The sequence below is a fragment of the Pseudogracilibacillus sp. SO10305 genome (assembly GCF_037072005.1).
In the GTDB taxonomy this organism is placed as follows: domain Bacteria; phylum Bacillota; class Bacilli; order Bacillales; family Amphibacillaceae; genus Pseudogracilibacillus; species Pseudogracilibacillus intestinigallinarum.
In genome coordinates this window covers 1-25621 of record NZ_JAXHDE010000015.1, presented here as the reverse complement: position 1 = coordinate 25621, position 25621 = coordinate 1, and the positions used below count along the sequence as shown (strand labels likewise).

Sequence of the window (25621 nt, the reverse complement as noted above, 5' to 3'; positions counted from 1 at the left end):
TAATCACCCAGTAGTAGATATTGGAATAGGATCTAACAATTTACACTTAGTAAAGGCGTAATACATTAAGGCATGAATTGCCAATTCTGCATCCTCAACATATATATCTTTAAAATTATTGTCATTTTGTATCACATCAATTAAGTAATCATAGACACCTTCACATAATTCATCTTTATTACCCCATTGGCCAAACCTTTTGATTTTTTTATACTTATTATTAATATTAGACAGAATTCTTTGTCTCTTCGGAATTCCTTCTAAAATTGTTTCTACATCATCAAGATAGTGATCACACTCAAAAAATATATCTTTATAAACCTCAATTTCATTATATTCCATTTTTCCCTCATAATCAGATGTAAACTCTCCATTATAGCTTTCTGGGACATCTTCAATCACTGAAAATTTTAAACAGAAATCGAATAGATAAGTTCTATTCAGTACCTTTTTCTGCCCAGCATAATTATTAATTTCAAATTTTGCTCCATCACCTGTATTATTTATCGTACCATCACCTGAACTATCTATATTCCTATGTTTACCTAACATCTTAACACTCTCCTAGCGATTAAAGGTGTTACTGTCACCAGTATTATTTACTACATTGTCGCCTTTTGATTGAATATTTCGGTCACCTGAAATCTGTTGTTTAATCCTTTCTAAATTTCTTTTTAAATTGCGATTTAAATATAGCGAAATAATTGTGCCGACTGAAGCAGCGATACTTAAAATAATTGATACCTTTTCCAAAATAATCACCTACTCAAATAATCATAGTAAGTATATTTTACCATAAACTGATGCCTTTGAGACTATTGAAAATTAGCAAACTTGTACTAGCGCCTAATGTATTTGTTTTACCATGATAGATTTGTATAGTTTGGAGTAATCATACCAGTCAAATAATGTTATAACGAAAAAAAGAAGCGTTACAATCATGTTATACGGTTGTAACGCTTCTTCACATCTGAATTCATCTATTTTTTTCTTTTTCTAGTCAACACTTCTAGAAACGAACTCATAAACTCTATGGTAACTGCTTTTACTAGCGCCCCATTCTTAATGTCAGTAATCATTTGGAAACAACATAGTTTGGTAGCTACCGTCATCAATGCACCATACAGTAAGATTCACTGGCGATCCATGTCTTAACACAATAGTGTATTCTCGTACTCTTTTTGGCTCTTCCTGTCTATGAATGATTAGCTGTTGATTATGTTTCTTCTTTAGCTCAAATACCTGTAAATAATCTAACTCCTCTCTTTGTTCTTGTTGGCGGTCAATTAACTCCCAAAGCAGTATCTGGATTTCCATATGCAAATTGTCAGCGATTGCTCTTGTTATATACCTTTCTTTCTTGTTTGAAAACATTCTATTCTCCCTCACTTTCAAGTAATTGCCCTATTCTGCGTGGTAAAGTCTTTTCTAATGCATAAATAATAGACATCTCGTGATCGTGCATAATTCCGATTCGGAAATACTTCTGACCATTTATTTTCTCGACATCTACGTATTCTATCTCGTTCCACAACGCAGTAAATACATTTATATCAGTCGCTTTATCAAAGTGGTATATGCAAGAGTAAGGTGGTAAACAAAATTCATAAAGTGATTCTCCATCATTGTCAGCTTCATACCACATTGAAAATTGATACTTAATTTCTTCTATATAAAAAGAGGGTAAATCTTTGTTTTTCTGTAAAGCTTGAATGTCCGCCATTGTTTGTATTTTTATCATTTTTTATTCTCCTGTCTTTAAATATCATCGGGGAATCGGGGAATTCCCTATATCCAAATCTCTATTGGTTCATACAAAAAGGACCTCCCACTTGGAAGGTCCTTTGGTACATCTTGATTATTTTCCTTACGTGACAATCTTAATGGATCGTCAGGGTCTGGCTTATTTATTAAGTATTCCGCTATATTTGCTTCATTGAAATATAGTTTAATATCGAAAGTGAATGTTTCTTTATCCCAATTTATTTCGTCAATAAAAGCTAGGTAGAGTTCTTTAAGCTGTCTGTTTGTTTGAGTCGATTTCATTTTTTCAATAAGCTCGGTGATTAACTTTGAAACTACATCTAGTGCATGTGTTTCATTTTTTTCTTTTAGTTTGTTTTGGGTAATTAATAACTCCGATGCGAGTTCTTCTTTTTCGTCTTCAATCCTCATAATAGCTAGATGCCAAACATCAGCTAATTCAGGCTCTTCAGCCATTTTATCATTATAATCATGAATTCGTTCTTCACTTTTCACGATTTTCTCAGTTAAGAAATTTTTGTGTTTTATTAATTGATCCTTATTCTCAACGGAACGGGTTTGCATTTTAAACATCAAGTGTTCTAGTAATTTTTCCGAATCAATCAGTTCATCAAAACGTTCAGCTACCTTTGCTTCGGCACTATTTACTTCAATCCCATTTGCACGACAGACAGTTGCTCCTTTGTTCTTGAATGCTCCACATACATAATAACTTTTTCTTACCCTTTTGCCAGACTTTAATTTGTAGGTCGAATTACTAACAACCATATGTCCTTTACAATCAGGACATTTAATTAGACCAGTTAAAACATTTGAACCTAAACGATTATGAGCAGGCTTACTAGATGTAACTTCCCATCTAGCATGGACTTTATCCCATATATCTACATCCACAATTGGTTCATGCTGTCCCTGAACCGTAATAGGTTGCTCTTTTAATCCAGGGATCCCTCTTGCATTTATACCATAACGAATTTGACCCTTATAAAGTGGATTCAATAGGATATCTTTAACTGCAATAGTACTGAAGCTGTTTCCCCTCTTCGTTTTATAGCCTTGATGATTTAGGCTATTCGCAATATAACGATATCCATGTCCGTTTAGATAAGTGTTATAGATATACCTTATAATTTCAGCTTCATCTTTGTTTATTTCTAGCTTGTTTTTTCCACCTTCACCTTTTACATTATCATATCCTAACACTGTTCCACCGTTCCATTCGCCACTATTGGCCTTTACTTTATGCCCCAGTCCTACGTTTTCTCGAATTGTGTTTCTTTCTAATTCATTCAATGAAGCCATTAATTGAACCATGAAGGTACCTGTACTGGTAGACAAATCCACCTTCTCTGATATGGATTATAAAGGAATCTTATGTGTATTTAATTCATCGATAAGCGTTAAAGTATCAAGCAATCTTCTGCTAATCCTGGATAACTTCCATATAATAACGGTATCAAACAGTCCTGCCTTAGCATCATCTCTTAAGTCTTGAATACCTTCCCTATCTTCTAGGTTCTTACCACTTATCCCTTCATCAGAGTAAATATTCACTAAGTCTAAATCATACATTTCGCAATATCGTTTAATTTGTTCTTTTTGAGCAGAAAGAGAATAACCTTCTACAGCCTGTTCTTTTGTAGATACCCGTACATAACCAACTGCTCGCATCTTATTGTTTTTCCTCAAATTTATACCCCCATTTCTAATATGTCGTAAGGAAGATTGGATAAATATATCGCAGTGATTTCCTTATTTTCATTCACGTATATTTCATTAATGATTTCCTGATAAAGCAGATAATGTGAAACTGTAGGGTTTGTATCAACTTCCAATTTAATATCCAACAGTTCCACTATGTTTTCTGGTATAAGTGGATTGGTTTTTATGTTCTGTTTTCTTTTATTTAAATTACGAAGTGCTTCATAAAGACGATCATTAGTTAGTTCGCCATTCTCATAGCGAATTAAAAGCTTTTCTTGACGTGTCTTTAAACGTTCCTCTTGCCGATTGTTTTCAGAACTTATAGCACTATTTTTAAGTTCGACTTGTTCTTTAATCTGTTTTTTTATCGATGTTGATTGGATGAAGTTCTTAATTTTTTTAACCGTCTCTTTTTCAACATCAACAGCATTCAAGTTAATACCTTTACAATGATTCGTACCATCTGAAGTGGCTTTAGCACATCGATAGTAGTAATAGGTTCTATTGTTGTTAGTTACATGCTGAGGAGTGCAGACACTCCCACAATATGGACAAATAATTTTTCTGCGAAGAATAAAACGACGAGTCACCCATTCTTTCAACACTTGCCTTGATTCACGAATTGATTGAATCTCTTCAAATAACTCTTTAGATACAAGGGGTTTGTCATGAGTGTTTTTCATCCCGTACTTGCTCGTAACTTGACCGATATAAAAGTCATTCCTTAGTATTGAACCGATCCGAGCAACTACCCATCTTTTTCCATTACGGTTTAAAAGCCCTTGGCTATTAAGTGAGTCAGCAATCCTCGAATACCCAATACCTTCGGAATAGTCTTCGAATATCCTTTTAACAATGTCGGCTTCAGCTTCTTCAATAATTAACTCTCCATCAATTAACCGATATCCGTATGGTACTTGTGATGAGATAATATGACCTTCATTATATTTTTGTATAAAGCCGATTTGTTGGTTCTCTTTGAACACTTTACGCTGGTATTCAGCCCAAGCGCCAAGTACAGATATTTGGAACGTATTCATAGCTAATGAATCATCCCCTTGAGATAAAGGTTCTGTAATGCTTATCACTTTTATGTTTAACGCCACACAAGACTCTAGAAATTCTGATAAGTCTGCAAGGTTTCTTGCTAAACGATCATAGCGCCATACAACAACCTTATCTACCTTAAATTCTTTGATGTAATTTTTTAGAGCTTGAAGACCAGGTCTGTTTGTGTTTTTTCCACTAATAACATCCTGAAATTCGTTCATAATCATTGTGTCAGTATTCGTCTTAATCCAATCCCTAAGCGCAGATAACTGCGCTGGGATTGATTGTTGCAAATCGGTTGATTGTCTAGCATAAATAACTGCCTTTTTAGTCATTTTCTTTCGCCTCAGCTTCAACTCTTACAAGTGTTTCAATCAAGATATCAATAAAAACAGAAATTTTATGTTCAGTTTCTGGATTCATAAACAGACCTACTTTCTTTTAACCCCTCATCTACATAGGCTTGAGGGATTTTTATCTTATAACTAATAAATCTTTTCCCGTCAATTACTTTTCTCGTAGTAACACGGTCTTTTTCTGTATAAATAATATCATTGGACTGAATCCAACGATTTACGATGATTTGAGCATCCTCAAATCCTAATTGCTTCAAAATTTTACTAAGTTGGTCACGATAGATACAGACAGTTTTTCCATCTAAATAACCTATAGTGTTATGACCATATGGATTCAAGAATCGCTTATTAACTATTAGATATTGCATTAATTTATCCAATGCAGTCGCACCTAAATCTCGTTCCTCGAGATGGTTAACTTCATGCTCAACCAAGATGTCTATAATTCCCTCTGGATTAACTTGCAATAACTGGGATTGATTGACCAATTTAACTGTTGTTAAAATTAATGCTAACTTTCCTGCAATACGTGTTTTAGTGTTCGATTCAGGCATTACGTTGATTAATTTTTCAATTTGCGCTTCATATATTTCATTGATTTTTTCTTTACCTACTTTAAATAAATAATCCACAAAAGTTGGTAAAAGATGGCCGTAATTCTGAGAAGTAATATGCTTAATCATTTCTGATTGCTCCGCAGAATCAGTCCATTTTAGGTTCTCGAAATCAAAGACTCGGACCCTCAAGCCAACGTTATGAGTCAAACGGTTGTAAATGCTTAATTCACCAGAACTAAGCATGACCGTTGACCAAGAACCAACTTCACGTAGACTCCCATCGATATTAGCTCGAGAGCGCCCAACTCCTTCTGTTAAAGAGTAAACTAAGCTTGTTAAATCTGAATGAGTATTGGTGGACAGCTCATCATATGCTATAGGGATACCATGCACGTTTTCAAGGCTTGCCATCACAGAACTCAAGGTTCCGTTCCAATGCCTTAGGAGTGACTTATCTCCTGTATTAGGACTCCCAGCAACTGATACAGCCAAACTTAAGGCCGTCGTTTTACCCGTTGTACTATCACCCGATACGTGTATTAACAGAGATTTCAAATCTGGTTTAAATTGCTTGAGAAAGGCAAGCACAGGAGAGCTTAAGCCAAACATTACTGCTAATTCAAGCGCTGAATTACCCTCCACACATGTTTCATACATTTCCATCCATTCTTCCATATGTCCCTCAGGTGATAAGGAATATCTTTCATGGGAAACCTGGATAGATTCCTCAATTGGATATGTTGAATGAATACGATCGGTTACAAAAATTGTTTGGTTATTAAACTGATCCAATCCATAGTTACAATTTACATATACTGTTTTAGCTAGGTTTAAGCTCGCTATTAATGCATTACTTAAGGTAATTCTATTTTTATTCGTCACATCTACGCCAAACTCCATTAACGACATGATGTTATTCGGTAAGATTTTACTGTAAGAAACGTTAAGGGTATTGAGTTGATGCGTAACCTTATTTAAATAATCGAGCTTAAAAGACTGTGTATTCGTACTGCTATCAATAAACACACTGCTAATTCGTGCATACAGTGAACAAAATTGACTTCCTTCTTCTGTCAAATAACTTACGCCTTCGTCTATATCAAAAGTGAATTCTTCTGCTTGAAGTACTTGTTCAACCATCTGAAGCACTAAATCCTGAATCATCAGGATTTAAGATCTCCAAAAGACGGTTTGGCTTTAATAAAAAATCAAAATGCCAATAGTTGGTAAACCCATCGTCCCTACTGCGTTTTGTGAAAACAAAAATAAACTTCTCCTCAGTTGGTAAATCCTGTTTGTTTATTACTGTATCGAAATAGCGTTCTACCTTTGCCTGTTCATTAGGCATGTTTTTGGGAATGTGAAACGACATATAATCATTAAAAAAATAACCATTTAGTAGCTCGTGCATATCAGGCTTTATAACAACCGTCCAATAGTTTTCTTCCTCGAACAAGAGATGGATACTAGCAACTAAACATAATTTATCTACAGATGCATTTGTTAAAAACATATTTTGGGAATTGTTTTTATTATTCATGGAAACTTCCTTTCTGTATTTGTACACCATTCTCATTGATTAAATAATAAAACCTAAACTATAAAGATTAACCGGAAAAGCTCTACGCTCATCTTTCATTTCACAACTATCTTTTTTTGGAGAAGATATAACTTCACGAACAATTACTTCACGAGCCATCAGCTCTTCTATCGTCCCGAAATGATCTGGTTCATCAATGCATTCAAATATAAGAGGTAATCCTTCTACTACATAATCATATTCTGCTGGAATCCAATATAACTTGTAAAAAGGTCGCACATTTTCTTCATTAATTTCTTTAAATAGTAACCTTGTTCCCGCATCAGTTACCTCAACGTTTTCTAGATAAGCTCTGTATTCATTCAATTCAACTGACGCAAACACAAGGCAAAATAGAACGTCATGACAGTTAGGTACTGCATATGACAAATCTAAATTTTTCAGTTCTTTACCTTCTCCCTTTTCTAATTTAAGGTTGTAATTATCAAGTCTGTACAACATATTTACACTCTCCTTTAATTTCCAACCGATTGGCCGATCGTTTGGATATGCTTATATAAGCTACATTAACTCTAGCAAGGATAATTTCGACCTGCTCTTATTGACGGAGTTGACAGTTGAAGTTATTTGTGGTATGTGGACTTTGGAGGGATTTGTAGATAAAAAATAAAGCGTAATGAATGCAATCAATTCAGATTGTTTCATTACGCTTATTAGTCGATGGTTTAAATTTATTTATCTATCTGTCTATCTCAATTATGTTAGCACTCTAATAAAGTCGATATACGCATCATCTGCATCAACTTTTACGGAAATGTTTTTTACTAATTGTGGAATTTTCGGATTTAGAATATAGTGACTTACATTTGCTGCTTCATCGATTTTAGACTGAAATAATGTTTTACGGTGCTGTGAAATATGGAACTCATTTTCTCTCTCATAAAATACTTTTTCATCTATGCGATGTAACGCCATTTTTTTTGCATGTTCTTTTTGGGTGTTGAGTGTTTCTTTTATTACATCAGAAGGCATGAAGTTATAGTCATTGTCCAGCAAATCATTCCTAACCGCATCATAATTTATGTTTATCACAAACAGGTTTAAGATTAGCTTTAATGCAGAATCTATTTCATCAGAATTTAAACAAGCAATCCCCTCGGGAATTATAAAATTTACAACTGACTCATTGGTCGTTTTAGAAGATGTTAAAGTGAGCCTACCATTAACCTGCTTATTCCATGTTGTATCGCCAATCCATTTAAAGAATTCGTCACCATCATTTAATTCTCCCCTGATGTTCTCAGTTTGCAAGTCATAGAGGTACTTATACGAAAAGTCATCTTTATCAATAGGCTTATCTTTTAAATACCCGTTGTATATATTTACAATATCTTTTACCGTAAACTGATTGCTTGAGAAAGCCGCTAGATTTAATACCTCAAGTAGCATAGTGAAGAAAAAATCTTCACGATATATTTCTGCAATAGTTTGATTAAAATAAGCTGTTTTTTCCCAAGGTTCATACTTTTCCTTTTTTCTTTCCTTGAAGATACGATGATAATCATTAAATAAGTCATTCAAATTATAGAAAGAGGTCATAAAATACAATACAAATTTCAACGCCTTTGACTCCACTTTAAAGATTTCATCTTGAAACAGTCGGCTATAAAAATTGTCTATGTGATATTTTCTTTTTAACGAAGGTACTTTCTTTAGTAAGTCGATTAAGTCTAGCTTCGAATCTATAACATCAGGTATGCCGTCTATAAAATCATAGTTTATTGAGTTGATCAAAATGTCAGAAATATTATGCTCATCTATTATATATTGGTATTCATCGGTAAAACTAAGAGCAACCAGACTATGGATATATCTTTTATAGAGCAGTTCCTTAGTTGCTCCAGATTTAGAATTTTCTTTTGGTATCGTTGCATTCCTATTATCAAGACTTTTTAGTCTCGTTAACCCAAATAATATTATCTCGCCAGCCTTCGGCAGTATTAAATAATGTCATGTAATCGGACTCCCTTCATCTGATATATATTGTATCAGATTCCAATCATTTCGCACATTTGCAGAAAGCGGATGGAAGCATTTTTCTTCTTTTAAGTCTGTTAGAATTTTAACCTTTGAAATCAATTCCTCTTCTTCAAGCAACTTCATTACTTGCTCTAACCTTGCCTGTACTTGTTTATTTTTGGATGGTAAACTACCATAAGCTAAAATAAATATGTCGGATTTTTTTGCACATTCTATAATATACTTGTCATTCGTTGCATTTGAAGCAGTTTTATAGTTTCGCTTTTCCTTCTTGCTTCTTGAAGAATCAATAAAATTCAGTTTAGAAAATAGGTTCACAGAAAAAAGACCCTCATAGCCTAATTTATAAATGTTGTTTGTGATAAGCTTTGTAGTGGTATCTGTGATGATTAATTCACTCGTACTAGGATAAAGAGTTAAGATGGTTGCCATAGTAGCGGTTTTCTTATTACTCCAGTTCCTTTCTAGTACATAACGATGGGTCCCTGAATCCTCTTCAATGATTTTAGTAGAAATATTAGCTGTTAATTCTTTTACCATAAATAATCGTCTCCTTTATTTTCTTCTTTTAAGTTCTCTTGCGACAGATGTTGCGACCAATGCGATAACTTCAAGCAGCAAAGTGATCTTATACATTCAAAACCCTCCGAACACAATTTTAAAATCTAATAATTTATCTTCCTGAATTAACCCAATCAAAATGGGCTTGGACTTTGAATCGATATTTGGATAGATAACATATGCTATAAGTTGCTTATAAGCATATAAATGAGTCATTACCGTTAAATATTCTGCAAATAAAGTTCGATGGCTAACTGGAATAAATGAATGGCCCAACTCATCAACTTCAAATACATTTGATTCCATTGCTGTATCTTCTACGTTAATTATCTCTTCTAAATGTTGATTGAGCATATCTATAGCTAGATATGTATAACCCATATAATCTACCTCCTAATTTAAATGTGACCTTTTTCTACAAACGAATAATACTGAGTGGGTGAAACGATGACATGATCTGTAACTTCAATTCCTAGTAATTTACCAGCTTCGCATATTCGATCGGTAAATCGAAAGTCTTCAGCCGACGGACTGACATCACCAGAAGGATGATTGTGCGCAATAATAAGCTGAGCACAATTACGGATAATACACGCTTTAAACACCTCACGTGGATGAACAACTGTTGAATTCAACGAACCAACTGATACTGTAGAGATAAAATTAATATCCATCTTTGTATTAAGACCAAAGACGATAACCGTTTCTCTGTCGTAGTCTCCTATGAGCTCTTGAGCATAGCTGACAACATTAGTGACATTGTTAAGCTTTTTAAATTTGATTGGTGCTTCTTGAAGGATTTCTTGTCTTAGCTTGATAACTGGGATGTAATTCATGTTTATTCTCCTTTTCTTCTTAAATTAGTTACACATTCAATAACAAAACACGATAAAGGTATTCATTCGTGGTTATAATATATATTCGAAAGGGAGAACGCTCACTCTATGTGTAAAGTAGGAGAGAAGTAGTACTTGCTATGCTATAATTAATGTAGAAAAAGAATAATGAAAGCCTATATTATTTCAAACTTGTACGCATACGAGGGGGATTTATAAATGTATAAAGAAAGTGCTAAAAGTTTTATTTCATTAGTTCAAGAAATAGATACAGAATATCGAACGCAAAGAGACAGAGGAACCTTATTTGAACTGCTTGTAAAAACATATTTAGAAAATGAGCCAACCTACCAAAGACTATTTGAAAATGTATGGATGTTAAATGAAGTACCTGAAGAATACAACATACCAAAAGTTGATACTGGGGTTGACTTGGTAGCGAAGAAAGCCAAAACAGGTGAGCTAGTTGCCATTCAAGCTAAATATTATGATAAAGATACTACGATTCAAAAATCACATATAGACTCATTTCTTAATGAGGTGGGGAAAAAATATTATGACGAAGGTTTAATTATAACTACAACTGATAAATGGTCCAAAAATGCCGATACTGCCCTAGGCGATCGAGATAAAAACATTATGCGGATATCTCTATCCCAATTAAAAGAAAGTAGAATCGATTGGTCGGAGTACACATTTACTACACCTGAAAAGGTTGTCTTGCAAGAACGAAAGACTCCACGTCCCCATCAAGTTCCTGCTATTAATGATGTAATCCAAGGATTTGAGGACGCAGACCGTGGAAAGTTAATTATGGCACCAGGAACAGGAAAGACATTTACATCCATGGCTATTGCAGAGAGAATGGCAGAAAAAGCAAGTGGTACGTTTAAAGTTTTATACCTTGTTCCGAGTATTCAATTACTGTTACAAACATTAAGAGGTTGGAATGCTGATATAAACTTTGCTATGGATTCAATTGCAGTATGTTCCGATAGAAAAGTTACAAAGGAAAGAATCGGAACAGAATTAGAAGATATTGCTACTGCTGACATTGGATTCCCAGCTACTACAAACACCGAAAAACTTCTAGACTATCAAAAGGTTATCGAAGAGAAAAAAGAACAACCAGAATTTATAACTGTCTTCTCTACTTACCAATCTATTGATGTAATCATTGATGCACAGAAACAAGGATTCTATGACTTTGATTTAGTCATTTGTGATGAAGCACATAGAACAACTGGTACGACAGAGTTAGGGCAAGAAGGTTCTGCATTTACTAAGGTACATAGTAATGACAATATCAAAGCAAAGAAAAGACTTTACCAAACAGCAACACCACGTGTATATGGTGAAGACGCAAAAAGAAAAGCAGAAGAAAAGTCGGTTGTTGTTGCAGATATGAACGACCCTGATATTTACGGTGAAGAACTTCATCGAATTGGTTTTGGCGAGGCAATCCGTCGAGGGATTTTAACTGACTACAAAGTTATGGTTTTAGCAGTAGACGAAGATGTAATCGCTAGACGATTCCAAGATATGTTCTCTAAAACAGAGTCAGGTCTACAATTTGATGATGTAACCAAAATCATTGGTTGCTGGAACGGTCTTGTAAAGCGTGATGGTGATTCAAACAAAACACTTGGCTTGCCAATGAAAAGAGCTATTGCCTTTACAGGTACCATTAAGGATTCAAAAATGATTACTGACATGTTCTCTACTGTTGTAGATGAATATTTATATAAAGAACAGAACATGACTGGTTCACAGTTTAACATAGAGATTCAACATGCTGATGGAACAATGAATGCTGTTGAAAAGAATGAAAAGATTGATTGGTTGAAGAGTGAGGTGCCAAATAACACTTGTCGAGTTCTATCTAATGCTCGTTTCTTAACGGAAGGTGTAGACGTACCAGACTTAGACGCTGTAATGTTTTTAAAACCACGTAAATCAAAGATTGATATAGCACAAGCAGTAGGACGAGTTATGCGAACAGCAGAAGGTAAAGATTATGGTTATATTATTTTACCAATCGGCGTTCCAGCAGGTGCAGAAGCTCACTCTATCTTAGACAACAACGAGAAATATGCAGTTGTCTGGGAAATCCTAAACGCATTACGTTCTATCGATGAACGGTTTGATGCAACGATTAACAAGCTTGAATTAAATAAAAAGAAGCCAAACCAAATTTCAATTATTGGAGTTGGCGATGCTCCCGGTGAAGGTGGATTAGAATATCCAGAAGAGGGAGATATTAACGAACAGCTAGCGTTAGAGTTAGATGAGGAAAATTTATCCGATTTAGAAAAGGCGATTTATGGAAAGATTGTTCAAAAAGTAGGTAACGTTCGTTACTGGGAGCAATGGTCGGAAGATGTTGCTAAAATCGCTCAGCAACATATGACACGGATTAATGTCATGCTAGAAGATAAGACAAGTACTGTTTACAAAGAGTTCCAGAAGTTCATGAAAAGTATTCGTCACAACATTAATGACTCAATCTCTGAACAACAAGCAATTGAAATGCTCTCCCAACATTTAATAACAAAGCCTGTGTTTGAAGCCTTATTTGAAACATATAGCTTCGTAAATAATAATCCTGTATCACAAGCAATGGAATCTATTTTAGAGTTACTAGATAAGCAAGGCTTATTAAAGGAGCAAGAGCAGTTAGATGACTTCTATGATAGTGTACGAATCCGTGCAGAAGGTATTGACAACCTAAAGGCGAAACAAGACATCATCATTCAACTATATGATAAGTTCTTTAAAGTTGGCTTTAAAGAAACAACGGAACGATTAGGAATTGTATTTACGCCAACCGAAGTAGTAGATTTTATCATTCATTCAGTCGATGATGTGCTTAAAAAGCACTTTGGTAAATCACTGGCTAGTGAAGGTGTCCATGTCTTAGATCCATTTACTGGAACAGGAACATTTGTGACAAGATTACTGCAAAGTGGATTAATACCTAAAGAGGATTTATTGAGGAAATATACACAAGAGATTCATGCAAATGAAATTGTACTACTTAGCTATTACATCGCCGCAATCAACATTGAAGAAACGTTCCATAGTTTATATGGTGGAGAATATGTACCATTTGAAGGAATAGTACTAACGGATACATTTGAAAGTACAGAAAAAGAAAATTCCTTTGAAGATGTGTTGTTCAATGAGAACAATGAAAGATTAAAACGACAACAAGAAGAACCGATATTTGCTATCATTGGCAACCCTCCCTATTCAGCGAGGAATAGAACGGGTAATTATAATGATGAAAACATTAGGTACGAGGCAGTTGATACTGCAATAGCTAATTCATATGTTTATAATTCGGCTTCCAATGCTACTCATACATTGTACGACTCATATATTAGGGCGCTTAGGTGGTCAACAGATAGATTGAAGGAAAAGGGAATTGTTGCATTTATAACAGCTAACTCATTCTTAGACAAAACAAGTACTGATGGTTTAAGAAAGAGTTTATATAAAGATTATAATCATATTTATGTTTATAATTTACTCGGTTCTATAAGAGGGGGATCTACAAAGGCAATTGAACGTGAAGGACAAAATGTCTTTGATATCTTGACAGGTGTTGCAATAATAATTTTAATTAAAGATAATTCTGATGTGAGAAAAATCTATTATTCAGATATTGGGATTGGTTTGAACAAAAATGAAAAACTAAATAAATTAAAAAATACTCGAAGCGTCGATAATGTAGAGTGGAAATTAATCACACCTGATGAAAATAATGATTGGATTAATCAAAGAAACCAAGACTTTTTAAAGTTTACCTTATTGCAAGGTGAGAGTGACTCTGTTTACAATTTTAAATCAATAGGAATTCAAACTAAAAGGGATAAGTGGGTTTTTAACTTTTCAATAAGTACATTAAAAAAATCCATTAGATACATGATAAGTAATTATAATGATGAAGTTGATAGACTATTAAATATAACTGATAGAAATGAAAAAATTTCTAAAATCACTATTGATTCAACAAAAATTAGTTGGAGTGACGAGTTAAAAAGAAGACTGTTAAGAAACGAAAAAATTGACTTCGATTCGAAAAATATTAAATTATCTCAATATAGACCTTTCACCAAAAAATATCTTTATTTCGATAGACCCGTCATTGCTAGACCGGGAAAGTTCGACGAAATATTTGCTACTGATAATAAAGTGATTATGATAGCAGGCCCAGGTGCACGGAAAGGTTTTTCAGTATTAGTTACAAATAGTATTCCTGAATCAGCTTTGATAGATAACGGTCAAGTATTTCCCCTATACTTATCAAATACGGATATTTTATTTGATTTTAAAGAATCTAATAGTACTGAATATATTAGAAAGAAACTAACATTAAATGATGATGAGATATTTTATTACGTTTATGCGTTGTTACATTCAAAAGAATATAAAGAGGAATATTCAAATAATCTAACAAAGGAATTACCACGTATTCCTTTATTAAAAAATAAAATGGAATTTGTTAGAATAGGAAAATCGCTATCTAATCTACATATAGATTATGAAAACATAGAAACTTATCATGATGTCACGATTGTATCAAAAGAAAACCCATCGTATAAAGTTAATAAGATGAAATATGAAAGAATCCGTAATAATGAAGGGAAACTGATTAATAGCAAATCTTCTATTATTTATAATGGTGATATAACCATTAATAACATTCCAGAAAAAGCTTATGAATATATGGTAAATGGTCGCTCGGCAATAGAATGGATTATGGATCAATATCAAGTTAAGACAGATAGGAAATCAGGTATAACCGATGACCCTAACTTATATTCCGATGATGAAAAGTATATTTTTAACTTGCTTCTAAGCATCATCAATGTATCTGTGCAAACAGTCGATTTAGTTAATAGCTTACCACCTTTAGAGATAGTAGAAGAATAAACCTTACTTAATAGTCTTCCTAAACTATTCGAAGGATGTGATGAAAATCAGTAATGTCACTTTTAAAATTGATATACCACTTGATGAAGATGGATTTTTCTCAATGCAATGTCCATATTGCAACAATAGATTCAAAATTAATGGTCAGTACTTTAAAACACTTGATAAAGATGAAGTTTTTTGTCCAATATGTGGGTTAGCAAACAAAGTAAGCACGTTTTATACTAAAGAAACTATCGATTTATCAATGTCTATCGCTAAAAACTATGCTGAAGAAATAATATACAATGCGTTCAAAGGCTTTAACAGCAAGCGAAGAACCAAAGGTATTATAAAAACAAAGGGTTTTAAAAAGCCCTCTCCAATAGTAGAGTCGTTATATGAGAATGATGATACACTGATAATGGCACACAAAGAATGTTGTAACGTTAAGCTTAAAGTTACTGTTCTTGATAAGTGGCTTACTCCTTATTGTATAAAATGTGGAGGATATGAGCATGAACGATAAAAGTCTTTTTAAAATAAGTAGAGATTTCAGAAGTGTTTCTTCAAGATATTTAAACACAAAATATGGCACAGAACAACAAGATTTGAAAAGGTTCTTAACCTTTATAGACGATACTCCAATAATAAAGGATTACCTAAATGAATGTGTACAAGAAGTAATCGATATCAAAGAAGTAATTGCTAATAAATCATGGAATGATAAGTTTAATTTACCACTACAAGAAAAAGAAGAAGTATCGTTTATTTATCAACTACTTAAGTACATGAATGATAATAATAATTTTTTAGGAGCCATAAGTGGATATAGAGTAGGGAAAAAAATCCAAAGCAATATCGATGCTTTTAATAATCAAGTAGTACTTCACCTAATAAATCATATTAGGGAACATTTAGAGGATACGATATATGGGGTAGAATCATTGAAACCAGGGGTTATAGAACCTGAAAATCCTAAAGTATTTTTATCATATAGCTGGGCAGACAAATTGTTTGCAGACTTTATTGACGAGGCGTTAAGTAAAATGGGAATAGTTCTAAAACGTGATGAACGTGATATTGCTTTTAAAGAGAGTTTGAAAGAATTTATGGAATCTATAGGAAAGCATGATTTTGTTATTAGTATTATTAGCGATAATTATTTAAAGTCTGTTAATTGTATGTATGAAATTTATGAAGTAATGAGGGATAGAGAATATAAAGATAAAATGCTATTGGTAATTCTTGATAAATCGGACTCTACTTTAATTGGTAATCTACATTCTGAACACAATAGTTTTTCAGCAGATATATATGATATTCATTCTCGAATTAAATATATAACTTTTTGGGAGCAACAGCAAAAAAAGTTAGATGAAATGATTGATACTATACAAGTACAAGTTAATAAGGTAGAACCCTTAGCAGAATTAAGAAGGATCCAAAACATCTCTTCAAATATAGGTGAGTTTCTCAACGATATTAGTGATTGGAAAAATGTAAGTTTAACTGAATTAAATGAAAATAAGTTCAAAAAGTTCCTGGATATAATATATCAAAAGACATAATTTATTAATGTTTGGCTTAGATATGAAGAAAGTTTAAAAAAGAGTAAGTCGTGGAAATACAACTTACTCTTTTTTAGTCTACTGACCCAATTAAATAGTCACTGATTTTACTCCCTGATAAATTTTATCATCGTTAAACGGTACGGTGAACCGTATCATAAATAGTGGTAACAATTAAAGCATTAAAAAATAAATATCTATCTAATCATATGAAGAAAATTGTAAATGTAAAGTAATAAAATTTTTAGGTTAAGAGTTTTTCAAATAAAGTGTATAAGTTTAAATGATTCAAAGTACTTTAACACCCTATCTTTTTAATCATCATGAATAAAAAGTTGATCGATAACTATTGCTCAGGTTTGGATATGAACACCTTCCCATTTTGATTCCAATTCTCTGTTTCATAAATATCATTTTAGTGAGCTTATCACATATTGATGCTCTTTTTTGGTTAGTTTTCCAATTTCAGAATAAATCATTCATTATGTGTATACAATCTCCAATACATTATCTTTTTAAGAGCTTGTTTGCCATTTTTCAAGTTCTTAAAAAATTTGACTGGTAATATCAGATACCATTTCATTAGATACCGAAAATCCATAATCTTCTTCATTATTATTAGATATAGCCCATTGAAACATTCCTTTTCCATACTTAGTTCCCAATGACAGAAATGTATGTTCTTCATTTAGGAATCAACTCTGGATTAAACGAAGCATCAAAGACTAATGAGTTATTGATATCGAGTATACCTGAACTGGTTTTGACAATTTCCTTCCATATCCATTTCTCGTGTTGTCTGTTTCTTCTCATTTTTAATATCAGGTTCATTTCTAAATAATGTCCCGTTCTATCTATTTAATCATATACGTTTTTAGATTCGTCCTGTAGATCTTCTACAACCTTTGGTAGTTAATTTTCTAAAGTCCGTTTGCTGATTCAACTTATCTCTAATCTTGTTTCTACTTGTTTGATAGAATGAATTTAATTCCAATTGCCTTTCACCAAAAAGAGAATTGTGCTTTTGACCCTGTCTTCTCATTCTAATTCAGTAAAAAACATTCTCTCTACGATTATAGCGTTAGGAGAATGTTTTTACTTACTCATATATATCAAACATTATTAGTTTTTCTATTCTTCACCACATTGATGATCAATGGAGAAACTACTGTAACAACTATTAGAACCATAAACACCACTGTCACTGGGCGGGAAACAAAGTATCCAAATAAATCTCCCTGCGCCATTACCATAGATTGGCCTAAACTTTTCTCAGCAATTGGACCAAGAATGAGCCCTAAAATAACAGGTGCTGGACTAAAACCAGTTTTTCTCATTGCGTAACCAATTACCCCAAAAATAAGCATAATACAAATATCAAAAACATTATTATTAATCGCATACGATCCAATCACACATAGTGCAATTATAATAGGGATCAGCATATTTTGCGGAACATTTAGAACTTTAATAAAATACTTTGCGCCAAATAGTCCAACTATACCCATTAAAATATTTGCAATTAAGAACCCAAGAATTACGGAATAACTGACATCCGCATGTACCGTGAATAAATCATTACCCGGTACAAGCCCTTGGATCATCAAACCACCAAGTAACACTGCAGTAGTTGAGCTTCCTGGAATCCCAAGTGTTAACAAAGGAATGAGCGCTCCTCCTGTAACAGCGTTATTAGCAGTTTCAGATCCTGCAATCCCTTCAATGCTTCCTTTTCCAAATTCTTCTTTATGTTTCGAAAAACGTTTTGCTTCATTATATGCTACCCAAGAACCAACATCACCGCCGGCACCTGGCAAAATACCAATTAACACTCCAAGACCCGAAGAACGTAAAATAGTTGCGAATATTTTATTGAAATCTTCTTTACTCGGAATTAATTTGCTAATCAACTGTTTAATTTCATTGCTTTTCTCTTCTGTATTTCCGCCTTCCAATAAAATAAAGACCTGTGAAAGTGAAAACAGACCGATTAGAGCTGGGATTAATGAAATCCCTGACTCAAGTGAAGTAATCCCAAAGGTGTATCTTGGGAAACCTGTAATTATATCAATTCCAATTGTGCCAATTAAAAGACCAATTGCACCAGATGCCAATCCCTTAATAACCGAACCTCCTGAAAGGCTACCAATAATCGTCAAACCGAAAATAGACAAAAATAAATATTCAGGTGCACTAAATAGCAAAGAAACTTTAGCAAGTGGTGGAGCTAAAAACAACAAGGCTAAACCACTGATAAATCCTCCTATCATGGAAGAAACAGTAGCAATTCCGATCGCCCTCGAAGCCTGTCCTTTCTTTGTTAATTCATAACCATCCAAAGCTGTAGCCGCAGAAGCGGGAGTTCCGGGAGTATGAAGCAATATAGCTGATAAACTTCCACCATAGGTTGCAGATGTGTAAATAGCAGTTAACATCACAAGTCCAGCAACCGGTTCCATTCCGAAAGTAATTGGAACCAATAATGCTACTGCCATTGTAGAACTCAGCCCTGGTAAAGCTCCCATAATCATTCCACCTACAACACCGATTAGTAGTGCAATTAAAGTATGAAATGAAAATAAGTTAGCTAATATTTGTTGAATTATTGCCTGATCCAAATCATTCACCTCTTTTTTTATACTCAGACGATCGCTAAATACAGTCACACGATAGGGTTAGGCTAAAACAGTAACCCTGTCGGCATCGCTACATGCAGTAACTTTACAAAAAGAATATACAAAAATAAAGTGGTTCCTATAACAGTAAATAAATACCCTTTTATTCCTTTTACCTTCAAGAGCAGCAATACTGTTGTCATAAATAATATGGTTGATACAAAAAAGCCTAGATAACCTATAAGAATTATATAGACTACGATTAAAAACAATGTAATAAGCGGAATCTTTATTTGTTCTTTTTGGAAAGCTTCCTCATTTTCTCCATTTGTACTGGTTGTGTCTTCCTTATTGAACAAGGTTTTCTTAATACCACTGAACATTATTAATACACTGAATAAAAGGAGTAACACAATAATCGTTACTGGAAAGAGTTTTCCTTCACTTGGAAAACCAGCAGACATAAAGTAAAAACAAAGAGATATAATTAACAGAAATAAACCAGTAAAAACATCGTAATGTATACGAAATTTCATTTTAAATCCTCCAAAGATCCGACATATTATAATATAAGAAGGGGGGAATCCCCCTATCTATTACCAACCTAATAAGTCATTTAACTCCTTTACAGCCTGTTCATCTTCTTTTAGAACGTTCATATATGTATCTCCATCTTCATAATGTACGCCAAAACCCAGATCAGCCATTTTATCAATATGCTCTTCATTCTCAATTGCTTTCTTCAATGCTGTTTTAATTTTTTCAACTACTTCTGGATCCATATCTTTTGGACCTAGTAAACCGCGTGATGATTCCTGATAAATTTCAAACCCTTGTTCTTCCAATGTTGGCACATCCGGCAAGAATTCCGATCTTTCTTTTGCCGCCACACCTAACACATTAATCTTGCCATCCGCATTTAGGGAAAGAATTTCTCCAAGATTTCCAACCAGAACATCCACATGTTTTCCCAGTACTGCAGTATGTGTCTCTGCTGCTCCATCGAAATGCACTGGTTCGAATTTAGTTCCATACTTTTTATTCATATTTAAAATAACCAAGTGTTCATCTGTACCCTCACCTGTAGCAGTAGCTGTTAAAGGGTGTTCTTTCGCATATTCAATTAACTCTTCCATCGTTGTAAAGCGATCTTCATCTTCGCGAACGGAAATAGTATCCGGATCAATGACATGCATACCTAAGGCTGTAAAATCATCTAAGTCCTTATCTCTTTTTAATTCAGGATTAAGGTAACCTGTAATGATATGCGGTGAATTGGCATAACCGATAGTATAGCCGTCTGGCTTGGCATTCGCTAATTCATTCCAGCCTACCCAGCCTCCACCACCGGTTTTATTCACAACAGTAACAGTCTGTCCAAGTTCTTCTTCTAAATATGGCTGTAAAATTCTCGCACCAGTATCGGTGCCGCCGCCTGCACTCCAAGGCACAATTAATGTAATTGCTTTTTCAGGGAATTTATCACTATTTCCTTTGCTTTCATTTGAAGAATCTCCGCATGCTGATAGAATCCCAATCATCAGTATAAGCGCAAAACCAAGTATGAAACTATTTTTCATTTTCATATTTAAATCCTCCTGTTAATTTGTTTTAATGGCAAATGGATCCCTTACATCATTGGATAAATCAATCATGACATTTTTAATCCGGGTATAATCATAAAGAGAATGCATCCCTCTTTCACGGCCGTAGCCACTTTTCTTCACTCCGCCGAATGGTGCCTGAATTGCGCTTGTCCGGTACGTATTAATCCAAACTGTTCCAGCCTCAATTTGTTTCGCAACTCTATGTGCTCTTGACAGATTGGTTGTCCAAATCCCTGAAGCTAATCCGTAGTCAGATTCATTCGCTAATTTAACAGCTTCTTCCTCTGTCTCAAAAGGAATAATACATAGAATCGGACCAAACACCTCGTTTTGTGCAATGTCCATCTTATTATCGACATTCACCACAATAGTCGGCTTTACAAAGAAACCACCCAGATTTCTAGTTTCATCAATACCGCCAGTAATGATTTCTGCCTTTTCTTGTTTCAAGTTTTCAAGCACTTTGACAATGCTATTATACTGAGGCTCATTAGCAATCGGTCCCATTTCCGTTTCGGCTTTCATCGGATCGCCAATAATTATTGCTTCTGCCCGTTCTTTTAATTTAACGCATACTTGACGATAAATACTTTTTTGTACAAAGAGCCGTGAGCCTGCAATGCACGTCTGCCCAGTCGAAGCAAAGATCCCTGCCATTGCACCTGGTATTGCTAACTCAAGATCTGCATCTTCGAAAATAATATTGGGGGATTTGCCACCTAATTCCAGTGTTAAAGGAGTAAAGTTACTAGCCGCACTCTTCCCTATAAGCCTTGCCGCAAGCTGACCGCCAGTGAAACTGATTTTATCAACACCTTCAGCATTTGTCAGGAAGCTGCCAACTTTTCCATCCCCGGTTATCACATTGATAACACCTTTAGGAAATCCTGCTTTTTCCACAAATTTGATAAATTCCAATGTTGATGCAGAAGCATGTTCAGATGGCTTAATAACGACGGTATTCCCTGCTGCCAATGCTGGTGCTAGTTTATTAGATAAAAGCTGAATCGGTGAATTCCAAGAAGTAATTAACACCGCAACACCCAATGGCTCCCTGACTGTGTAATCAAACAGCTCTGTATTATCCAACGGAATCATTTCACCGTACAATTTATCAGCATAACTTCCATAGAATCGCAGAGCCCGTGCAGCAAAACTAACCTGTTTCACTGTTTCTCTCATTAATTTACCATTATCTATAGAATCTGCTTCAGCTATTGTTTGTGCATTTTCTTCAACTAAATCAGCCAATCGATTCATGCAAGCGGCTCGTTTTATTCCGCTCATATTTTTCCAACCATTGTGAAATGCCTGTTTTGCCGCCTCAATAGCATGCTGTACATCGCTTTCAGCTGCCTGTGGAATCTGTGCCCAGACCTTTTGAGTATACGGATTCAAGGAATCCAGCATTTCATTATCACTGCTTTCTGTCCATTCTCCGTCAATGTACATTTGATATTTTCGCATTATTATTTTACCCCCTTTTCGTCCAGAAAACTAATTTCGCACCATTTCTCCCATAATGTCGCAATTGATGCATAATCCAAATGCCCAAGGTCTTCGTTTACAGCAATATCGTAAACTGTCTGACTAGCCTGTATTGTGAAAATTGGCACCTTCAACTGCTGTGCTAATTCCAAAATCAAAGTAGAATCTTTCTGTGCATTAAGTGTAGACATTCCCCCTTCATACTGATGCTGTTGCACCAATTCTTTATATCGATAATTTAATGGACGGTCAAAGGTTGTTTCTCCTTTTAATATTCCAAAAATTTTATCTGGCTCGATACCAAGTTTCCTTCCAATGCTAGCTGCCTCCATAATCAGTACCATCACATTATGGGCAATACCATTATTAATCACCTTTGCTGCCATTCCAGTTCCCAAGTTACCAATCACATTTACCTCTTTTCCTAATGTGAGCAGAATATCGGTGATTTCCGAAATAGCGTTTTCATTTCCTCCGACAGAAAAGCTAGCTCTACCTTCATTCACATGTTTTACACCGCCCAAAATTGCTGCATCGACTACTTTAACGTTGCGTTCATTTAAAATAGTCTCTAACTCTTTCACATCATGTGGTAGCACAGTGCTCGTCTCGATAACAATGATTTCTGAATTAATATATGAAACAATTTCCTTACAGATACTTTTTGAAATTTTTGCATTAGGTAGTGATAAAAAGATATATTTCGATTTTAAAACGAGCTCCTCCAGTGTAGTAAATATTACTCCTTCTTTCTCTACTTCAGCTTTATTTATATCGCTAACGTCATATCCATATACCTGATGCTTCGCCGATAGACGCATTGCAATCTCCTTCCCCATATTACCAAGCCCTATAATTCCAACATTATGTTCCATTTGTAACCTCCTAAAACTACTGTTAATAATCCTAATGAATGCGTATACACATTGTAGCTTACATTTGTTATAATTAAAATTAAATATTATTTATAGTTAGTTATAAAATAATTTTAAGGGGGGTGATGTTTAATGGATGATTTAGACTGGAAAATTATAATGCTTATTTATAACAATAAAAGTCTCTCTAAAATTTCAGGTGAGTTATTTTTATCCCAGCCAGCCATAACATATCGTATTAGAAAGATTGAGAAATTCTTTCAGACCAAGCTCATTTCTCGAACAAATAAAGGATACCAAATTACTCTACAAGGAGAAATGGTTGCAAAATATGCTAAAGAACATTTGGATTATATGAAAAAATTACAGGAAGATATTTTTTCTTCATATGATAGGGTACAAGGAAAGTTATATATTGGCGCATCTAGTGCGGTTGCCCAGTATCTTTTGCCTCCATTGCTATCAGACTTTTTAAATAAAAATGATAAGGTATCCATTGATCTTATTACAGGATTTAGCCCTTCTTTAACGGAATCACTGCATAATAATAAGATTCATATTGCTTTTTTAAGAGAAAATATTGAATGGGGTGCTTATAAACAACATTTGGTATCTGATGGAATTTATCTTGTTTCTAAAGATAAGGTTGAGCTAAATGATATTCCAAATATGACAAGGGTTAATTATAAAACTAACTTTTCCTTAAAAAATTTAATTGATAACTGGTGGACAGATCATTTTAATTCCCATCCCAAGTCTGTTATTGAGGTTGATAATGCAGAGGCTTGCAAGGAGGTTGTCCGTTCGGGTTTAGGGTATTCCATATTAACTGGGTTGACTTTAAATAACCAAGATGATTTATATTGCCTACCATTAAGCAGCAAACAATTTGATTTAAAACGAAATGTGTGGATGTATGCTAGCGAACAAGCTATGCAATATATTACCGTACGATCTTTTTGGAATTATATATCTAATAAGAAGGATACATTATATGAAGGGAAATAAACCTACATATCGTTAATTAAAATCACTATAAATAACAACATAATTATGTACTTCGAATGTTATAATGTGATTATACGTAATTATAATTTTCTAGAGGGATATGAATGTTTAGTTTGGTGAATTTCCAATAATTAATTGAAAAAACTGTAAATGGATAAAACCTCTTATGAAAAAGGATGATCAAAATGGAAAGTGGCAAAAAAGGTATTAAACGGCATGAAGTACTACAACCTTTATCCAGACACCATATGGTTGCATTACATCTAGGTGTAAAACTTAGACGAGCTAATACATCGGAAAGTCTATTAAGTAATAAAGAAATCCGTCAAGAAGTGATTGATTTTTGGGAACCAAATGGACAAGCGCATTTTCGTGAAGAAGAGGAAATTTTATTACCTGTCTATGCTCAGTATGGAGATATTCAAGATCCACTAATCATAGAAATGCTTGTGGAACATGTACAAATACGTTCGCTCATTAGACAAATCACCAATGCCACTACACCTTTAATTGAGGAAATGCATGAACTAGGACATTTACTCGAACAACATGTACGGAAAGAAGAAAGGATTATCTTTCCGATGATTGAAAAAGCATTGCCAGAAGACGTACTACAAGAAATGGCACCATATATTCATGATGAACAATAAATGAGGAGGACGAACAGATGAGTAAAACAAATATCGAATTAGAAAATGGTACATATACGATTCATTTACAAACATTAAAAAAAGATGCAAAGGAAGAATCTGCCATGGCAAATTACTTATCACAAGTCGCTGTCATCACGAAAGATAATACATTCCTTACAATTGCATTATTATTTCAAAGTGAAAAAACAATTACTGGATTCCAAGTAGAACGACGTCCAAATGAATTCTTGGAGGCAATAGACCGCCATGTAAATGACGAAATGGAGCGACGTTCAGAACTGTTTGAACTAGATGAACTTCCAATGAACTTAAGAGCTCGTGTTCAATATGAAGTCGAACATGAAGGTGGTACATTTAAAGGGGATGAAGTATTACGCCTTTCCTTTGATCCATCAAGCATTGAAAAAGTAGAGTCCAATCAAGAATAACGATTCAAAAAGAGGCTGGGACAAAACCCAGTGAAATGAAAAAGGTAATTC

Annotated in this window: 25 protein-coding genes; 6 read left to right on the top strand and 19 right to left on the bottom strand. The window is 34.1% G+C overall.

What is annotated here, in order from left to right; genetic code table 11:
* Nucleotides 1–3: 3 nt before the first annotated feature.
* The 14 genes from SPD45_RS11550 to SPD45_RS11485 all read right to left on the bottom strand — a co-directional run bounded on the left by SPD45_RS11550 (nt 4) and on the right by SPD45_RS11485 (nt 10408).
* Nucleotides 4–552 (bottom strand): hypothetical protein, encoded by a 549-nt coding sequence (locus tag SPD45_RS11550; RefSeq protein WP_336267923.1) that lies wholly within the window; start codon nt 550–552, stop codon nt 4–6.
* A gap of 12 nt (nt 553–564) precedes the next feature.
* Nucleotides 565–753, bottom strand: a complete 189-nt coding sequence (locus SPD45_RS11545) for a hypothetical protein (RefSeq protein ID WP_336267921.1) — start codon at nt 751–753, stop codon at nt 565–567.
* 315 nt (nt 754–1068) lie between these two features.
* Nucleotides 1069–1374, bottom strand: coding sequence for a DUF960 family protein (locus tag SPD45_RS11540; RefSeq protein ID WP_336267920.1), 306 nt, complete (start codon nt 1372–1374; stop codon nt 1069–1071).
* A 1-nt stretch (nt 1375) separates the two neighbouring features.
* Nucleotides 1376–1741 (bottom strand): hypothetical protein, encoded by a 366-nt coding sequence (locus SPD45_RS11535; RefSeq protein WP_336267919.1) that lies wholly within the window; start codon nt 1739–1741, stop codon nt 1376–1378.
* 47 nt (nt 1742–1788) lie between these two features.
* Complete coding sequence (locus tag SPD45_RS11530) at nt 1789–3078, bottom strand: recombinase family protein (RefSeq protein ID WP_336267918.1); 1290 nt, start codon at nt 3076–3078, stop codon at nt 1789–1791.
* A gap of 45 nt (nt 3079–3123) precedes the next feature.
* Nucleotides 3124–3453, bottom strand: coding sequence for a recombinase family protein (locus tag SPD45_RS11525; protein WP_336267917.1), 330 nt, complete (start codon nt 3451–3453; stop codon nt 3124–3126).
* Between the two features lie 2 nt (nt 3454–3455).
* Nucleotides 3456–4853 (bottom strand): recombinase family protein, encoded by a 1398-nt coding sequence (locus SPD45_RS11520; protein WP_336267916.1) that lies wholly within the window; start codon nt 4851–4853, stop codon nt 3456–3458.
* A gap of 71 nt (nt 4854–4924) precedes the next feature.
* On the bottom strand, nt 4925–6595 hold the full coding sequence (locus SPD45_RS11515) for a DUF927 domain-containing protein (RefSeq protein ID WP_336267915.1): 1671 nt from the start codon (nt 6593–6595) through the stop codon (nt 4925–4927).
* Entirely contained in the window at nt 6564–6971 is a 408-nt protein-coding gene (locus tag SPD45_RS11510; protein ID WP_336267914.1) for a hypothetical protein, read from the bottom strand. Before SPD45_RS11510 ends, SPD45_RS11515 begins: the two co-directional genes overlap by 32 nt.
* Before the next feature lie 39 nt (nt 6972–7010).
* Nucleotides 7011–7472: a hypothetical protein gene (locus SPD45_RS11505; protein WP_336267913.1), complete on the bottom strand. Its 462-nt coding sequence runs from the start codon at nt 7470–7472 to the stop codon at nt 7011–7013.
* A gap of 255 nt (nt 7473–7727) precedes the next feature.
* The gene (locus SPD45_RS11500) at nt 7728–8591 is read right to left on the bottom strand and encodes a hypothetical protein (RefSeq protein ID WP_336267912.1); all 864 of its coding nucleotides are present in this window, start codon (nt 8589–8591) and stop codon (nt 7728–7730) included.
* 390 nt (nt 8592–8981) lie between these two features.
* Nucleotides 8982–9551 carry a DUF1643 domain-containing protein gene (locus SPD45_RS11495; protein ID WP_336267911.1) on the bottom strand — a complete coding sequence of 190 codons (570 nt, stop codon included), beginning with the start codon at nt 9549–9551 and terminating at the stop codon, nt 8982–8984.
* Nucleotides 9552–9647: 96 nt separating this feature from the next.
* Nucleotides 9648–9953, bottom strand: a complete 306-nt coding sequence (locus tag SPD45_RS11490; RefSeq protein ID WP_336267910.1) for a hypothetical protein — start codon at nt 9951–9953, stop codon at nt 9648–9650.
* 17 nt (nt 9954–9970) lie between these two features.
* A complete protein-coding gene (locus SPD45_RS11485; RefSeq protein WP_336267909.1) occupies nt 9971–10408 on the bottom strand; it encodes a JAB domain-containing protein in 438 nt (145 codons plus the stop codon).
* A gap of 219 nt (nt 10409–10627) precedes the next feature.
* On the opposite strand from SPD45_RS11485, the gene SPD45_RS11480 reads away from it, so the two are divergent.
* From SPD45_RS11480 to SPD45_RS11470, 3 genes are read left to right on the top strand one after another with little or no spacing between them, the layout of a single operon-like run.
* Nucleotides 10628–15346, top strand: coding sequence for a DEAD/DEAH box helicase (locus SPD45_RS11480; RefSeq protein ID WP_336267908.1), 4719 nt, complete (start codon nt 10628–10630; stop codon nt 15344–15346).
* Nucleotides 15347–15386: 40 nt separating this feature from the next.
* Entirely contained in the window at nt 15387–15854 is a 468-nt protein-coding gene (locus SPD45_RS11475) for a hypothetical protein (RefSeq protein ID WP_336267907.1), read from the top strand.
* Nucleotides 15844–16896: a TIR domain-containing protein gene (locus SPD45_RS11470; protein WP_336267906.1), complete on the top strand. Its 1053-nt coding sequence runs from the start codon at nt 15844–15846 to the stop codon at nt 16894–16896. Before SPD45_RS11475 ends, SPD45_RS11470 begins: the two co-directional genes overlap by 11 nt.
* A gap of 1112 nt (nt 16897–18008) precedes the next feature.
* Here the strand turns inward: SPD45_RS11470 and SPD45_RS11465 are convergent.
* The 5 genes from SPD45_RS11465 to SPD45_RS11445 form a co-directional block, all read right to left on the bottom strand.
* Nucleotides 18009–19514: a tripartite tricarboxylate transporter permease gene (locus tag SPD45_RS11465; RefSeq protein WP_336267905.1), complete on the bottom strand. Its 1506-nt coding sequence runs from the start codon at nt 19512–19514 to the stop codon at nt 18009–18011.
* Between the two features lie 62 nt (nt 19515–19576).
* A complete protein-coding gene (locus SPD45_RS11460; protein WP_336267904.1) occupies nt 19577–20047 on the bottom strand; it encodes a tripartite tricarboxylate transporter TctB family protein in 471 nt (156 codons plus the stop codon).
* A 60-nt stretch (nt 20048–20107) separates the two neighbouring features.
* Nucleotides 20108–21097 (bottom strand): tripartite tricarboxylate transporter substrate binding protein, encoded by a 990-nt coding sequence (locus SPD45_RS11455; protein WP_336267903.1) that lies wholly within the window; start codon nt 21095–21097, stop codon nt 20108–20110.
* 15 nt (nt 21098–21112) lie between these two features.
* Nucleotides 21113–22585 carry an aldehyde dehydrogenase gene (locus tag SPD45_RS11450; RefSeq protein ID WP_336267902.1) on the bottom strand — a complete coding sequence of 491 codons (1473 nt, stop codon included), beginning with the start codon at nt 22583–22585 and terminating at the stop codon, nt 21113–21115.
* 2 nt (nt 22586–22587) lie between these two features.
* Nucleotides 22588–23481 (bottom strand): NAD(P)-dependent oxidoreductase, encoded by an 894-nt coding sequence (locus tag SPD45_RS11445; RefSeq protein WP_336267901.1) that lies wholly within the window; start codon nt 23479–23481, stop codon nt 22588–22590.
* Nucleotides 23482–23613: 132 nt separating this feature from the next.
* Between SPD45_RS11445 and SPD45_RS11440 the strand changes: the two genes are divergently transcribed.
* The 3 genes from SPD45_RS11440 to SPD45_RS11430 all read left to right on the top strand — a co-directional run bounded on the left by SPD45_RS11440 (nt 23614) and on the right by SPD45_RS11430 (nt 25570).
* Nucleotides 23614–24489, top strand: a complete 876-nt coding sequence (locus SPD45_RS11440) for a LysR family transcriptional regulator (RefSeq protein ID WP_336267900.1) — start codon at nt 23614–23616, stop codon at nt 24487–24489.
* A 185-nt stretch (nt 24490–24674) separates the two neighbouring features.
* A complete protein-coding gene (locus tag SPD45_RS11435; RefSeq protein WP_336267899.1) occupies nt 24675–25139 on the top strand; it encodes a hemerythrin domain-containing protein in 465 nt (154 codons plus the stop codon).
* A 17-nt stretch (nt 25140–25156) separates the two neighbouring features.
* The gene (locus tag SPD45_RS11430; RefSeq protein WP_336267898.1) at nt 25157–25570 is read left to right on the top strand and encodes an NEAT domain-containing protein; all 414 of its coding nucleotides are present in this window, start codon (nt 25157–25159) and stop codon (nt 25568–25570) included.
* Nucleotides 25571–25621: the final 51 nt, after the last annotated feature.